General features: G+C 63.4%; 14 protein-coding genes. 10 read left to right on the top strand and 4 right to left on the bottom strand.

The genetic code is table 11. The features are described from left to right. The first annotated feature begins 51 nt into the window (after positions 1 to 51). Positions 52 to 1,455 carry a mannose-1-phosphate guanylyltransferase/mannose-6-phosphate isomerase gene (locus J2Y70_RS09825; RefSeq protein ID WP_263397170.1) on the top strand — a complete coding sequence of 468 codons (1,404 nt, stop codon included), beginning with the start codon at positions 52 to 54 and terminating at the stop codon, positions 1,453 to 1,455. Between the two features lie 76 nt (positions 1,456 to 1,531). Here J2Y70_RS09825 and rfbD read toward each other — a convergent pair whose 3' ends face one another. From rfbD to rfbB, 4 genes are read right to left on the bottom strand one after another with little or no spacing between them, the layout of a single operon-like run. Next, positions 1,532 to 2,446 (bottom strand): dTDP-4-dehydrorhamnose reductase, encoded by a 915-nt coding sequence (gene rfbD / locus J2Y70_RS09820; RefSeq protein WP_309916607.1) that lies wholly within the window; start codon positions 2,444 to 2,446, stop codon positions 1,532 to 1,534. Next, positions 2,443 to 3,000 (bottom strand): dTDP-4-dehydrorhamnose 3,5-epimerase, encoded by a 558-nt coding sequence (rfbC, locus tag J2Y70_RS09815; RefSeq protein ID WP_309916604.1) that lies wholly within the window; start codon positions 2,998 to 3,000, stop codon positions 2,443 to 2,445. The genes rfbD and rfbC overlap by 4 nt, the downstream gene beginning before the upstream one ends. Then, a complete protein-coding gene (rfbA, locus tag J2Y70_RS09810) occupies positions 2,997 to 3,884 on the bottom strand; it encodes a glucose-1-phosphate thymidylyltransferase RfbA (RefSeq protein WP_309916601.1) in 888 nt (295 codons plus the stop codon). Before rfbA ends, rfbC begins: the two co-directional genes overlap by 4 nt. Before the next feature lie 59 nt (positions 3,885 to 3,943). Beyond that, positions 3,944 to 4,999, bottom strand: a complete 1,056-nt coding sequence (gene rfbB, locus J2Y70_RS09805; protein ID WP_309916598.1) for a dTDP-glucose 4,6-dehydratase — start codon at positions 4,997 to 4,999, stop codon at positions 3,944 to 3,946. Between the two features lie 237 nt (positions 5,000 to 5,236). On the opposite strand from rfbB, the gene J2Y70_RS09800 reads away from it, so the two are divergent. The 9 genes from J2Y70_RS09800 (at position 5,237) to J2Y70_RS22255 (ending at position 13,131) form a co-directional block, all read left to right on the top strand. Further along, positions 5,237 to 5,983: an electron transfer flavoprotein subunit beta/FixA family protein gene (locus tag J2Y70_RS09800; protein ID WP_309916595.1), complete on the top strand. Its 747-nt coding sequence runs from the start codon at positions 5,237 to 5,239 to the stop codon at positions 5,981 to 5,983. Between the two features lie 94 nt (positions 5,984 to 6,077). Continuing rightward, entirely contained in the window at positions 6,078 to 7,016 is a 939-nt protein-coding gene (locus J2Y70_RS09795; RefSeq protein ID WP_309916593.1) for an electron transfer flavoprotein subunit alpha/FixB family protein, read from the top strand. Positions 7,017 to 7,138: 122 nt separating this feature from the next. Next, on the top strand, positions 7,139 to 7,918 hold the full coding sequence (locus tag J2Y70_RS09790; protein ID WP_309916590.1) for a 1-deoxy-D-xylulose-5-phosphate synthase N-terminal domain-containing protein: 780 nt from the start codon (positions 7,139 to 7,141) through the stop codon (positions 7,916 to 7,918). Further along, positions 7,915 to 8,808: a hypothetical protein gene (locus J2Y70_RS09785; protein WP_309916587.1), complete on the top strand. Its 894-nt coding sequence runs from the start codon at positions 7,915 to 7,917 to the stop codon at positions 8,806 to 8,808. The genes J2Y70_RS09790 and J2Y70_RS09785 overlap by 4 nt, the downstream gene beginning before the upstream one ends. A gap of 11 nt (positions 8,809 to 8,819) precedes the next feature. Then, positions 8,820 to 10,769 (top strand): NAD-dependent epimerase/dehydratase family protein, encoded by a 1,950-nt coding sequence (locus J2Y70_RS09780; protein WP_309916584.1) that lies wholly within the window; start codon positions 8,820 to 8,822, stop codon positions 10,767 to 10,769. Beyond that, a complete protein-coding gene (locus J2Y70_RS09775; RefSeq protein ID WP_206233606.1) occupies positions 10,766 to 11,701 on the top strand; it encodes a class I SAM-dependent methyltransferase in 936 nt (311 codons plus the stop codon). Before J2Y70_RS09780 ends, J2Y70_RS09775 begins: the two co-directional genes overlap by 4 nt. Further along, entirely contained in the window at positions 11,698 to 12,441 is a 744-nt protein-coding gene (locus J2Y70_RS09770; RefSeq protein WP_206233608.1) for a bifunctional 2-polyprenyl-6-hydroxyphenol methylase/3-demethylubiquinol 3-O-methyltransferase UbiG, read from the top strand. The genes J2Y70_RS09775 and J2Y70_RS09770 overlap by 4 nt, the downstream gene beginning before the upstream one ends. Further along, positions 12,438 to 12,812 carry an SMR family transporter gene (locus tag J2Y70_RS09765; protein ID WP_309916579.1) on the top strand — a complete coding sequence of 125 codons (375 nt, stop codon included), beginning with the start codon at positions 12,438 to 12,440 and terminating at the stop codon, positions 12,810 to 12,812. The genes J2Y70_RS09770 and J2Y70_RS09765 overlap by 4 nt, the downstream gene beginning before the upstream one ends. Then, positions 12,799 to 13,131, top strand: coding sequence for an EamA family transporter (locus tag J2Y70_RS22255; RefSeq protein ID WP_369011087.1), 333 nt, complete (start codon positions 12,799 to 12,801; stop codon positions 13,129 to 13,131). Before J2Y70_RS09765 ends, J2Y70_RS22255 begins: the two co-directional genes overlap by 14 nt. Positions 13,132 to 13,164: the final 33 nt, after the last annotated feature.

Genomic DNA, 13,164 nt, shown 5'->3' with positions numbered 1-13,164 from the left:
CTTCATGTCTTCCACCATTTCCTTCAACGCATCTATGGAGTTCCCCCGCCCATGAGCGACGTCCTGCCCATCATCCTGTCCGGCGGTTCCGGCACGCGGTTGTGGCCGCTATCCCGCGAGTCCTATCCGAAGCAGTTCCTGCCGCTGGTCGGCGAACACAGCATGCTGCAGGCCACCTGGCTGCGTGCAGCACCGGTCGCCGGGCACGCGCCGATCGTGGTCGCCAACGAAGAGCACCGCTTCGTCGCCGCCGAACAACTGCAGCAGATCGGCGTGCAGCCGCAGTCGATCCTGCTCGAGCCCAAGGGTCGCAATACCGCGCCAGCCATCGCCGTGGCGGCGCTGGAGGCGACCCGCGACGGCGCCGATCCGCTGCTGCTTGTCCTTCCCTCCGACCACGTGATCCGCGACGAAGCGGCCTTCCATGCCGCGGTACGCATCGCCGCGACGGCCGCCGAGCAAGGCAAGCTGGTCACCTTCGGGATCAAGCCGACCGCGCCGGAAACCGGCTACGGCTACATCAAGGCCGGCGCCGGCAACGGGGTCAGCGCGGTCGAGCGCTTCGTCGAGAAACCCGACCTGGCGACCGCGCAGGGCTACCTGGCCTCGGGCGAGTACTACTGGAACAGCGGCATGTTCCTGTTCCGCGCCTCGCGTTACCTGGAGGAACTGCGCCGCTTCCAGCCGGCGATCGCTGATGCCTGCACCAAGGCCTGGAACGCGGCCACGCGCGATGCCGATTTCACCCGTCTGGACAAGGACGCCTTTGCCGCCAGCCCATCCGACTCGATCGACTATGCCGTGATGGAAAAGACCGCCGATGCGGTCGTGGTGCCGCTGGACGCCAACTGGAACGATGTGGGCTCTTGGTCGGCGTTGCTGGACGTGTCGCCGCAGGACGCGCAGGGCAATGCGCACCACGGCGACGTGATCGAGATCGATTGCCGCAACACCTATGCCTACGGGTCGCGGCTGATCGCGATGGTCGGGCTGCAGGACGTGGTGGTGGTCGAGACCGACGACGCAGTCCTGGTCGGCCATCGCGAACGCATCCAGGAGGTCAAGGAGATCGTGGCCAGGATCAAGGCCAGTGGCCGCTCCGAGGCCACCTGGCACCGCAAGGTGTACCGCCCGTGGGGTGCCTACGATTCGATCGACAACGGCCAGCGCTTCCAGGTCAAGCGGATCACGGTCAAGCCCGGCGCCACGCTGAGCCTGCAGATGCACCACCACCGCGCCGAGCACTGGATCGTGGTCAGCGGCACCGCCGAGGTCACCCGCGGCGAGGACGTACTGCTGCTCACCGAGAACCAGAGCACCTACATCCCGCTGGGCGTGACCCACCGCCTGAAGAACCCAGGCAAGCTGCCGCTGGAACTGATCGAAGTACAGTCCGGCAGCTATCTGGGCGAGGACGACATCGTGCGCTTCGAGGACACCTACGGGCGCACCTGAGTCCAGCCGCAACAGCAAAAAAAAGAGCCGGGCGATCCCCGGCTCTTTTTTATCCGCTTCAAGCGCGCGCGGCGCCTTATGCGGGCTTCGGCTGTGCGGCCAGTTCGCCGATCACCCGGCGCAGGCCATCGCGCCATTGCGGCAGCACCAGCGAAAAATCGCGCTGCAGCCTGGACACATCCAGCCGCGAATACGCCGGGCGCTTGGCCGGGGTCGGATACTCGGCCGTGGCGATCGGCAGCACGCGCGGCGCACGCGTCAGCAAGCCCGCCGCGAGCGCGTCCTCGAAGATCGCTTCGGCGAAACCGTGCCAGGTGGTCTCGCCGGCGGCGGTCAGGTGCCAGGTGCCCGATTGCGCGGCATCGCGCTGCCCGAGCACCTGCGCGGTGACGTCGGCGATCAGCGCCGCCGGCGTCGGCGTACCGACCTGGTCGGCGACCACGCGCAGCTCGTCGCGCTCGGCGCCGACCCGCAGCATGGTGCGCAGGAAATTGTTTCCATGCGCGGCGTACACCCAGGCGGTGCGGAAGATCAGGTGCTGCGCACCCGAGGCGCGAATCGCCTCTTCGCCGGCGAGCTTGGTGGCGCCATACACGCCCAGCGGCGCGGTCGGCGCGTCCTCGGGATACGGATGGGTGCCCTGGCCATCGAAGACGTAGTCGGTGGAGTAATGCACCAGCGGCACGCCGTGCGCGGCGCACCAGCCGGCGATCGCCGCGGGCGCCTCGGCGTTGGCGCGCAGGGCCGCGTCGCGGTCCTGCTCGGCACGATCCACCGCGGTGTAGGCGGCCGCGTTGACGACGGCCGTGGGCTGCACCCGATCCAGCAAGGCGCTCAGCGTCTTCGGCTGGTCGAAGTCGGCGGTTTCGCAGGCGCCGCCGTCGGGCAGGCGGCCGCTGCGCGTGGTCGCCAGCAGCGGCCCGCTCGCGGCCAACGCGCGCAACAGCTCCTGGCCGACCTGGCCGTTCGCACCGAACACCAGCGTGGTCACGGCGCGTACACCGGCAAGCGCTCGGCCGCGATATCGGCCAGGAACGGCGCCACGGCATCCTTGGCCGACAGCACCGGCTGGCTGATCGGCCAATCCACGCCGATCGCCGCGTCGTCCCAGCGCATCCCGGCATCGGCTTCCTTCACGTACACGTCGGTACACAGATAGCTGAACACCGCGCGCTCGGACAGCACCGCGAACCCGTGGGCGAAGCCTTCTGGTATCCAGAACTGTTTCTTGTTCTCCGCGCTCAACAAGGCCGCTACCCAGCGGCCAAAATGGGGCGAACCGCGGCGGATATCCACAGCCACGTCGTAGACCTCGCCCTCCAGCACGCTGACCAGCTTGCCCTGCGGGCGCGGCCACTGGTAATGCAGCCCGCGCAGCACGCCCTTGGCGGACGTGGAGACGTTGCTCTGCACGAAGCTCGTCGGCAGTCCATGCTGACCGAAACGCTCGGCATTCCAGGTCTCGAAGAAGTAGCCGCGTTCGTCGCCGAACACCGCCGGTTCAATCACTACACAGCCCGGTAGCGCAGTCTCTATCACTTTCACGGAACGGCCCCACGTTGTGCCAACGCATGAAGATATTTGCCATAGTCGTTCTTCAGCAGCGGCGCGGCCAGTTTCTCCAGCTGCGCGGCGTCGATCCAGCCCTGCCCGAACGCGATTTCCTCGGGGCAGCAGACTTGCAATCCTTGCCGCGCCTGAATGGTCTCGATGAAGTTGGAGGCCTCGTGCAGCGACTGGTGGGTGCCGGTATCGAGCCAGGCATAGCCGCGGCCCAACGGCTCCAGGTGCAATGCGCCCGCGTCCAGGTAGCGGCGGTTGAGATCGGTGATCTCCAGCTCTCCGCGCGGCGACGGCTTCAATGCGGCCGCGTGCTCGCTGGCCTGGCCGTCGTAGAAGTACAGGCCGGTGACCGCATAGTTGGAGCGCGGCTGCGCCGGCTTTTCGACGATGTCGATGACCTTGCCGACCTGGTCGAACTCGGCCACGCCATAGCGCTCGGGATCGTTGACCCAATAGCCGAACACGGTGGCGCCCTGCTGCCGCGCGTCGGCACGGCGCAAGGTCTCGGTCAGGCCGTGGCCGTGGAAGATGTTGTCGCCCAAGACCAGGCAGCTCGGCTTGCCGTCGACGAAGTCGCGACCGATCAGATACGCCTGCGCCAGCCCGTCCGGGCTCGGCTGCACCGCGTACTCCAGGTGCATGCCCCACTGCGAGCCGTCGCCCAGCAGCGCGCGGAACAGCGCCTGCTCGTGCGGCGTGTTGATGATCAGCACCTCGCGGATGCCGGCCAGCATCAGCACGCTGAGCGGGTAGTAGATCATCGGCTTGTCGTACACCGGCAACAGCTGCTTGCTGACGCCCTTGGTGATCGGATACAGCCGGGTGCCGGAGCCGCCGGCCAGGATGATGCCTTTGCGTTGGGTCATGAGGTGCTTCCTAGATGAAGTCCGCGCATGGATGTGCGGGCACTTGCGAGGGACTCGCGTTATGCCGCCGTGCCGATGCGTTCCAGCCGATAGCTGCCGTCGAGCACGCCCTGTACCCAGGCCTGGTTGGCCAGGTACCAATCCACCGTGATGGCGATGCCCTGCTCGAAGCTGTATTTCGGCTCCCAACCCAGTTCGTCCTTCAGCTTGGACGCATCGATGGCGTAACGGCGATCGTGGCCGGGCCGGTCGGCGACATGGGTGATCTGGCTGACGCGGGGCTTGCCGTCGGCGCGCGGGCGGCGCGCATCGAGCAGCGCACAGATCGCCTGCACCACTTCGATGTTCTGCTTTTCCGAATTGCCGCCGACGTTGTAGGTCTCGCCGACCCGGCCCTTGGCCAGCACCGTGCGGATCGCCTCGCAATGGTCGCCGACGAACAGCCAGTCGCGCACCTGCTTGCCGTCGCCGTACACCGGCAGCGGCTCCCCGGCCAGCGCCTTGGCGATCACCAGTGGGATGAGCTTCTCGGGGAAGTGGTAGGGGCCGTAGTTGTTCGAGCAGTTGGTGGTCAGCACCGGCAGCCCGTAGGTGTGGTGGAACGCGCGCACCAGGTGATCGGAGGCGGCCTTGGAGGCCGAGTATGGCGAATTGGGCGCGTACGGCGTGGTCTCGCTGAACTTGCCGGTCTCGCCGAGCGTGCCGTAGACCTCGTCGGTGGACACGTGCAGGAAGCGGAACGCGGCGCGGCGCGCCTCGGGCAACGCCTTCCAGTGGTCGCGTACCGCTTCCAGCAAGCCCAGCGTCCCCACCACGTTGGTCTGGATGAAGGCGCCGGGGCCGTCGATGGAGCGGTCGACATGGCTTTCCGCGGCGAAGTTCAGCACCGCATCGGGCTGATGCGCATCGAGCAAGCGCGCGACCAGTTCGCGGTCGCCGATATCACCCTGCACGAAGACGTGGTCGGGGTTGCCCTCCAGCGACGCCAATGTGTTCAGATTGCCGGCATAGGTCAACGCGTCCAGGTTGATCACGTGGACGCCGCGCGACACCGCCTCCAGCACGAAGTTGCCGCCGATGAACCCGGCGCCGCCGGTTACGAGCCATGTTGCCAATGCCTGTCTCCTGGAGTCTTGGTCGGCTTGACCGAAGCGATGGCCGATAGAGGGCCGCAAAGCATAACGCCGGCAGGCGAAGGTGGAACTTGCCGCTGGATCACGTTCAGCACGATCCCTACCCGCATTCACCATACGCCCTCGCATGGTCCATCGCCGGCGGTTAGAATCCACCGACTGCCCCGTGCCAGCCGCCGCGGCCGGGCCTTCCCGCACTGCTGAAGGATCTCGTACAAGATGAAAATCCTCGTCGCCTACAAGCGCGTGGTGGACTACAACGTCCGCATCCAGGTCAAGCCGGACGGCTCCGGCGTCGTGACCGAGGGCGTCAAGCTTTCCCCCAACCCGTTCGACGAAATCGCCCTGGAAGAAGCGCTGCGCCTGCGCGACGCCGGCGTCGCCACCGAGGTCGTGGTCGTCACCCTGGCCCCGGCCGATGCCGCCGCGCACCTGCGCAATGGCCTGGCGATGGGCGCCAACCGCGCCATCCACGTCGTCACCGATACGGCGATCCAACCGCTGACCGCCGCCCGCACGCTGCTCAAGCTGGTCGAGCAGGAACAGCCGGACCTGGTCATCCTCGGCAAGCAGGCGATCGACGACGACGCCAACCAGACCGGACAGATGCTGGCCACGCTGTGGGGCCGCCCGCAGGCGACCTTCGCCGGCAAGCTGGTCGTCGCCGATGGCAAGGCCACGGTGACCCGCGAAGTCGACGCCGGCCTGGAAACGCTGGAAGTGGACCTGCCAGCGGTGGTGACCACCGACCTGCGCCTGAACGAGCCGCGCTTCATCAAGCTGCCGGACATCATGAAGGCCAAGAGCAAGCCGCTGCAGACCCTGGCCTTCGCCGACCTGGGCGTGGAATCCAACGACAGCCTCGCCACCACCCACTACGCCCCGCCGCCCAAGCGCAGCCGCGGCGTGATGGTTAAGGACGCCGCCGAACTGGTGGCCGCACTCAAGCAGAAGGGGCTTTTGTGATCATCCCTGATCAAGAGCCCGGCCATCCATGGCCGGACTTCTCAATGCCGAAGCCTGCATCCCCCAAGCGCCCCATGTTTGAAAGGACACTCTGATGTCTAACATCCTCGTCGTCGCCGAACACCTGAACGGCCAGCTCAACGCGGCCACCGCCAAGACCGTCAGCGCCGCGCTGGCGCTGTCGCCGGAGTCCATCGACATCGTGGTGCTGGCCGCCGACCCGGCCACCGTCGCCGCCCAAGCCGCGCAGATCGCCGGCGTCGGCCGCGTGCTTACCGTCGCCGACCCGGCCAACGAACACGCCATCGCGCAGGTGCTGGGGCCACAGATCGCGCAGCTGGCGCAGGGCTACAGCCACGTGTTCGGCCCCTCCACCACCTTCGGCAAGGACCTGATGCCGGTGGTCGCCGCACTGCTCGGCGTCAACCAGATCTCCGACCTGATGGCGGTCGATGGCGACTACGCCTTCAAGCGCCCGATCTACGCCGGCAACGCGATCATCAGCGTGCAGGCGCCGGCCGACCAGACCGTGGTCGCCACCGTGCGCAGCGCCTCCTGGCCGGAAGCGGCCCAGGGTGGCAGCGCGGCGATCGAAGCGGCCAACGTCAGCGCCACGCTGCCCATCCACACCCGCTTCGTCGGCCTGGCCGCGGGCACGTCCGACCGCCCCGACCTGCAGAGCGCCAAGCGCGTGGTCTCCGGCGGCCGCGGCGTGGGTTCGGCGGACAACTTCAAGCACATCTACAGCCTTGCCGACAAGCTCGGCGCCGCGGTGGGCGCCTCGCGCGCGGCGGTGGATGCCGGTTACGTGCCCAACGAACTGCAGGTCGGCCAGACCGGCAAGATCATCGCCCCGGACCTGTATGTGGCCATCGGCATCTCCGGCGCGATCCAGCACCTGACCGGGATCAAGGACGCCGGCACGATCGTGGCGATCAACAAGGATGCGGAATCGCCGATCTTCGAGATCGCGGATATCGGCTTGGTGGGTGACTTGTTCACGCTGTTGCCGGAGCTGGAAGCCGCTCTGTAGAGGTCTACTGCCTTGGCGCCCGATACAGTGGGCACCTCGCGGCCCTATATGCGCGTCACCCTTGGTGACGCCCTGTCACATGCGCACCTATACTAGCCGCGATGAACAGAGAGCCATCGGCAGTGGACAGCCTCGATACGCTAATCGCCGATGCCCGCGCGCGCCTGTTGCGCATGCACTTCGAAACACGATCCGGCCATGTTGGGGGAAACCTTTCTTGCCTGGATGCGCTTCTGGTGCTGCATCACTGTGTCTTGCGAGCGCAAGACCGTTTCATCCTTTCGAAAGGGCATGCTGCCGGAGCGCTTTATGTCACCCTCTGGAGCCTCGGCCTGCTGACTGACGACGACCTTCTGACCTTTGGTCAGGATGCCAGTCGTCTGCCCGGCCACCCCAGCGGCACCGGCATTCCCGGGCTGTTGTTTTCCACCGGATCGCTGGGCCATGGACCATCGTTGGCCGCTGGCCTGGCGCTGGCGGCGCGCATGCAGGATTCGCAAAGAAGGGTGTACTGCCTGTGCTCGGATGGCGAATGGCAGGAAGGAAGCTGCTGGGAGGCGCTGACCTTTGCGGTACATCAGCGCCTGGATAACCTGACGATCATGGTGGACCAGAATGGCCTCCAGGGATTCGGTACCACCCAGGAAGTGATTTCCTGCTCCGATCTGAGTCCTCGCCTCCTTGCCTTCGGGGCCCATGTGGTGCGCGTCGACGGACACGACACGCAAGCGCTGCAGAGCGCATTGATGACACGCCTGAGCGGCGCCCCGACCGTGCTGGTGATGGATACCGTCAAGGGGCGAGGTGCGCATTATGCCGGCCTGCTTGAATCGCACTATTTGCCCTTGACCCAGAACCAGTACGATCAGGCCACGGCTCAACTGGCCAACGAGACTCCATGAGAAAGGCGTTTGCCGCTGCCGTCGTCGCCGGATGCAATACACAACGGCATTTCTTTCTGACAGGAGATCTGGGCTTCATGGCCTTGGAAGAGGTGCGAGACGCTTTCGGTCAGCGCTTCATCAATGCCGGTGTGGCGGAGCAGAACATGATCGGCGTTGCCGCGGGGTTGGCGCGCGAGGGAAATATCGTGTTTGCCTACAGCATTGCGCCGTTTTGCTATGCGCGGCCCTTCGAACAAGTTCGCAACGATGTGTGTCTGCCCGGACTACCGGTCTGCCTGGTTGGGAACGGCGGTGGCTTCGCGTATGGACACATGGGCCCAACCCACCATGCCTTGGAAGATTGCGCTGCGATGAACGCACTGGGCATGCGCGTCAAGGTCCCCGCATTCGACGATGACCTACCGTATCTCTTGGCTGATCTGAATGGCCCCACCTATCTTCGCCTGGGCTACGACATGCGTCCACAAGGCGCCCAGGTGCCAGCCTATGCACCCTGGCGACAACTGCTAAGCGGCAAACTCGGCGCGCTACTTGCGCTGGGGCCCTTGGCCGGCGTCGCGTGGTCGGCGCTGATCGATGTTCCTGCCGAGAGTCGCCCGGCGGTATGGGCAGTAACCGAGTTCGATTTCGGATGCATCCCTGAAGCTCTGTGGCAGCAGCTGTCGGAAGGCCCGCTGTTCGTGGTGGAAGAACATGTCAGAGAAGGAGGACTCGGCATGCATGCCGCTATGGCCGCCCTGCAACAGGGCCGTGCGGTGCGGCACTTTGTCCACCGCCCAGCGCTACGTTATCCCTCCGGCCTGTTCGGCTCACAAGATTTCCACCGTCGCGAAAGCGGCATTGATGCTCACGGCATTCGCGCCATGATCCTGGCGTTTCAGGCATGAACATGGAGCACATGATCAAGGCTCTGGAAGGACCGATCTTGGTAATCGGTGCCAGCGGCTTTATCGGCGCGAATCTGCTTCGTGCCTGTCTGGCACAGCGTAGCGACGTCATAGGTACCACATTCTCCGGCGACTCCTGGCGCCTGCATGGCATTGCCGCTGCCAATTTGGCGTTTCTCAATCTTACCGACGCGATTTCGGTCAAGACGCTGCTCCACCGTACTGCCCCACGGACAGTGTTCGACTGCTCCTCCTTCGGAGCGTATTCCTTCGAAGACGACTTCCAACGCATCCATGCAACGAACTACCTCAGCTTCATCGGAATACTAGAGCAGCTGAAGGAATCACGACTGGTCGCCTACGTGCGCGCGGGCTCCTCATCCGAATACGGGATCAATGCCTCGGGACCGGATGAAGATGCTCCGCTGATGCCTAACAGCCATTACGCCGTGAGCAAAGCCGCAGCGAGTCAGGCGATCGCGTATTACGGCAAGATCAGGCAGTTCCCGATCGTGAACCTGCGACTGTATTCTGTTTATGGCCCCTATGAGGACAGCTCGCGCCTGATCCCGGCACTGTGCGAGCGTGGACTGCGCGGACATTTGCCGATGTTTGCACATGCGGATGTCTCTCGCGATTTCGTGTACATAGACGACGTCGTATTGGCGTTCGTCTCTGCTGCCGCGCGAATGAGGCCGCAGATTGCCGGCGAATCGTTCAATATCGGCTCAGGCGTTCCCACACGCCTGGATGCCCTTGCAGAGATGGCACGATCGTTGTTCGGGATCGATGAAACGCCGCAGTTCAGCGCTTCCGCAGGGCGCGCGTGGGACGTGAGCGACTGGTTCGCCAATCCCGACAAGGCGGCGCGGCTGCTCGGATGGAAAGCCACGACCGACCTAACCGACGGCCTTCGCCTCACCTCAGAATGGTGGAAATCGCAACTGACGCTTGCAAACTTCAGCGACCTGACCAAGAAATCTCCCGAACAAGCGAAACGCAACTCTGTATCAGCCATCATCGCCTGCTATAAGGATGAGCAAGCGATTCCGGTAATGCACCAACGATTGACCGCGGTGTTTCAACAGCTTGGCATCGACTACGAAATCATCTTCGTCAACGACTGTTCGCCGGACGATTCTGCCGAAACAATCCGCGCACTCAGCGCGTCGGACCCGCACGTGATCGGCATCACCCACTCGCGCAATTTCGGTTCGCAGGCCGCCTTCCGTAGCGGCATGGAATACGCCAGCAAAGAGGCCTGCGTCCTGTTGGACGGCGACCTCCAGGACCCGCCGGAGTTGATCGCCGATTTCGTTCGCGAATGGCGAAATGGCGCCGAGGTTGTCTACGGCCGCCGCGTGAAACGGGAGATGCCCTTCCTGCTCGAAACCTGCTATCGCGCCTTCTACCGATTGTTCTCTGCCATGAGCGAAGTCCCAGTGCCCAAGGATGCCGGCGATTTTTCGCTATTGGATCGCACAGTTGTTTACTGGATGCTTCAATGCACTGAGCGCGACGCCTTCCTGCGCGGGCTCCGTGCGTTTGTCGGCTTTCGCCAGGTTGGCGTCGACTACTTGCGTCCGGAACGCATGTTTGGCACGAGCACCAACAACTGGGTACGCAACATCGGCTGGGCGAAAAAGGGCATCTTTTCTTTCTCCCGCATGCCCCTGCATCTGCTTACCGCCCTTGGCGGCGGTGCATGCTTACTGACCATACTGTTGGCGACGCTCAGTATTGCATTGAGACTTCTCCATCCCGAATCCGTACCGAAAGGGATCACCTTCATTTCATTGCTGGTGATGTTTTTCGGATCGATGACTATTTTCGGGATCGGGCTTCTAGGCGAATACATCGGCAAGATTTTTGAGGAAGCGAAGGCACGCCCTGCCTTCATCCGCCGCAACTTGATCATCCATGGCGAGGTTCGACTACCACCCACGGGAACCGCGCCATGAAGCGGCAGGCACGACTGCACCCCGCCTCCGACCGCGCGTGTCCCGGCTGCGCTGGTCGCGAGGTCGAACATTTCGCGGACGAGCGTATCGATCCAAATAAGGTCAGCGACTTCACCTATGCCTCGCGCAAGACGCCGGAGTTCATGTGCCTGCGACTGGTGCGCTGCGCTGCTTGCGATCTGGTGTTCGCGCCGCGCCCACCTGAAGATATCTTTCTGTCGCAGGCTTACTCGGAGGCGGCTTACGATTCCACGCCGGAAGCCGCTGCTGCGGCAGCTAGCTACGCGCAAGCATTGGCCCCACATATCAAGCAACTTTCGGATCTATCGGGAGCCGTGGACGTTGGCGCAGGAAGTGGTCCATTGCTGCCATATCTGCAACGTTTCGGCTTCAAATCCGTCGTCGGGGTAGAACCCTCGCGTGCGGCGATCAACGCCGCACCCGAAGCGGTAAAGGCGCTACTGATCGAAGGCATGTTCGATCCGAAAATGCTGAAGGGGCAGCGCGTGTCGCTGATTTGTTCATTCATGACGCTCGAACACGTAGCCAATCCGGGCGAGTTGGTCCGTTCCGCATACACGCTTCTGGAACCCGGCGGCATGCTCGCCGTGGTGGTGCACAACTGGCGCGCGCCATTGAATCGAGCGCTTGGACTGCGTTCCCCCATCATCGACGTGGAACACCTGCAGCTTTTTAGCCATCGCGCGGCCCGCGCCTTACTGTCGTCCAACGGCTTTCAAGACGTGACGGTCAAAGCGATACGCAATGCCTACCCATTGCGGTACTGGTTGCGCCTGACCCCCTTGCCTGCCGGCGTCAAGGCGGCGTTGTTGCGGGTGCTCGATCTGATCGGAATATCCGGCTCATTGCTGCCCTTGCGGGTAGGCAACATCATGGCCATTGGCGTTAAGCCAGCGAGAGATCCCCAATGAAGCAAAGCAACTCAAACCAGATCAAGAAAAACGTAGCACAGTTCGACGAAGACGTTCGTACCACAGGATCCTACCGCTACACCACGGATCGCTTGTCGGCCAATTTGGCAAACGCGCGTATCAGCCGGGCGGTCGCCACTGCATTTCACTTTTCCGGCAAGCGCGTTCTCGACCTTGGCTGTGGCGATGGCTCCTACACCCTTGAGTTCCCTTCATTGGGCGCATCACACGTACTGGGCGTAGATCCTGCCAGCGCAGCTATCGATGCCGCACGTGCCAAGGCTTCGGCATACGCACTGGAATCGGCAGTGCAGTTCGAGGTCGGCAATATCTATGAGATGTCGCCCTATCTTAGAGAGGATCGATTCGACTGCATCGTGTTGCGAGGCGTGCTTCACCATCTGCCGGACCCCGCCCGCGCCATTGCCGGCATGGCAGGATTCAAGGGCTCGATTCTGATCGTGGAACCGAATGGTCTCAACCCCGTGCTGAAGCTGCTGGAGCGCTATTCCACCTATCATGTCGAACACGAGGAGCGCTCCTTCGCACCTTCACTGATCCGCCGCTGGCTGCAATCGGCAGGCTTTCGCATCTCGTCTTCCTCTCTCATCAACCTGGTGCCATTCTTTTGTCCCGATGCTGCCGCACGCGCGCTTCGACTAGTCGAGCCATTGGTGGAACATACGCCGTTGATGCGCGACATCGCATGCGGACAGAGCGTCATCGTCGCTAGACCATGACGACGTCCCGCCCCTGGCCTTATCTGGCATTGATGATCGGCTGCATGGCGGCCTCTCAGATCATGCTTAAACAGGCCGGCCTTTATGCGGCGGCTCACTTGGGATGGATCCACACCATAGCTTTCAATCCATGGCTTTGGCTGGGACTTGTCGCGTCTACTGCCGGCTTTGCGGCTTGGTTCCTGACGCTACGACGTATGCCGCTGGCCAGTGCATACCCCTGGACCGCTTTGATTTATCTACTGACTCCATTGGCAGGAATCGTACTGTTCCATGAAACGCTGAGTCTTGGATTCTGGCTGGGCATAGCGCTGATCGTCGTCGGTCTATTCATTACCAACGGAAGCGCGAGAGCCGATGAATGCCTATGAGACGGCGCTCTGCGTGGCGTCGGTTGGCTGCAGCGTGAGCTCACAGCTGTCAATCAAAGCCGCAACCCTGTCCGCCCCCAGACCACGCCAGGCCGTCCTCCTTCTATCCGCCGTCGCGTTGCAGCTTGCTTCTGTATTGCTGGTTGTACAGGCGCTACAGACACTTCCGCTATCACTGCTTGTGCCTTTTGCCGCACTTGCCTACCTAGCGGTGCCCTTGCTGGCAACAATATTGTTCAAGGAACGACTGCTACCCCGCTTTTGGGTCGGCGCCGCCATGGTATTCGCAGGGGTGGCATGCATGGGGCTGTACAGATGAGAGCGGACGTGCGCAGCGTGCTATGGATCAGGT

The sequence above is a fragment of the Xanthomonas sp. 1678 genome, assembly GCF_031455575.1.
GTDB lineage: Bacteria > Pseudomonadota > Gammaproteobacteria > Xanthomonadales > Xanthomonadaceae > Xanthomonas_A.
This window is presented reverse-complemented; position numbering and strand designations above follow the sequence as displayed.

What these genes read in the sequence shown, in the direction of transcription:
- J2Y70_RS22255 (WP_369011087.1), top strand. Translation starts at nt 12,799, where the DNA reads ATGAATGCCTATGAGACGGCGCTCTGCGTGGCGTCGGTTGGCTGCAGC.
- J2Y70_RS09765 (WP_309916579.1), top strand. Translation starts at nt 12,438, where the DNA reads ATGACGACGTCCCGCCCCTGGCCTTATCTGGCATTGATGATCGGCTGC.
- rfbA (WP_309916601.1), bottom strand. Translation starts at nt 3,884, where the DNA reads ATGACCCAACGCAAAGGCATCATCCTGGCCGGCGGCTCCGGCACCCGG.
- J2Y70_RS09780 (WP_309916584.1), top strand. Translation starts at nt 8,820, where the DNA reads ATGATCAAGGCTCTGGAAGGACCGATCTTGGTAATCGGTGCCAGCGGC.
- J2Y70_RS09825 (WP_263397170.1), top strand. Translation starts at nt 52, where the DNA reads ATGAGCGACGTCCTGCCCATCATCCTGTCCGGCGGTTCCGGCACGCGG.
- J2Y70_RS09785 (WP_309916587.1), top strand. Translation starts at nt 7,915, where the DNA reads ATGAGAAAGGCGTTTGCCGCTGCCGTCGTCGCCGGATGCAATACACAA.
- J2Y70_RS09770 (WP_206233608.1), top strand. Translation starts at nt 11,698, where the DNA reads ATGAAGCAAAGCAACTCAAACCAGATCAAGAAAAACGTAGCACAGTTC.
- J2Y70_RS09775 (WP_206233606.1), top strand. Translation starts at nt 10,766, where the DNA reads ATGAAGCGGCAGGCACGACTGCACCCCGCCTCCGACCGCGCGTGTCCC.
- J2Y70_RS09795 (WP_309916593.1), top strand. Translation starts at nt 6,078, where the DNA reads ATGTCTAACATCCTCGTCGTCGCCGAACACCTGAACGGCCAGCTCAAC.
- J2Y70_RS09800 (WP_309916595.1), top strand. Translation starts at nt 5,237, where the DNA reads ATGAAAATCCTCGTCGCCTACAAGCGCGTGGTGGACTACAACGTCCGC.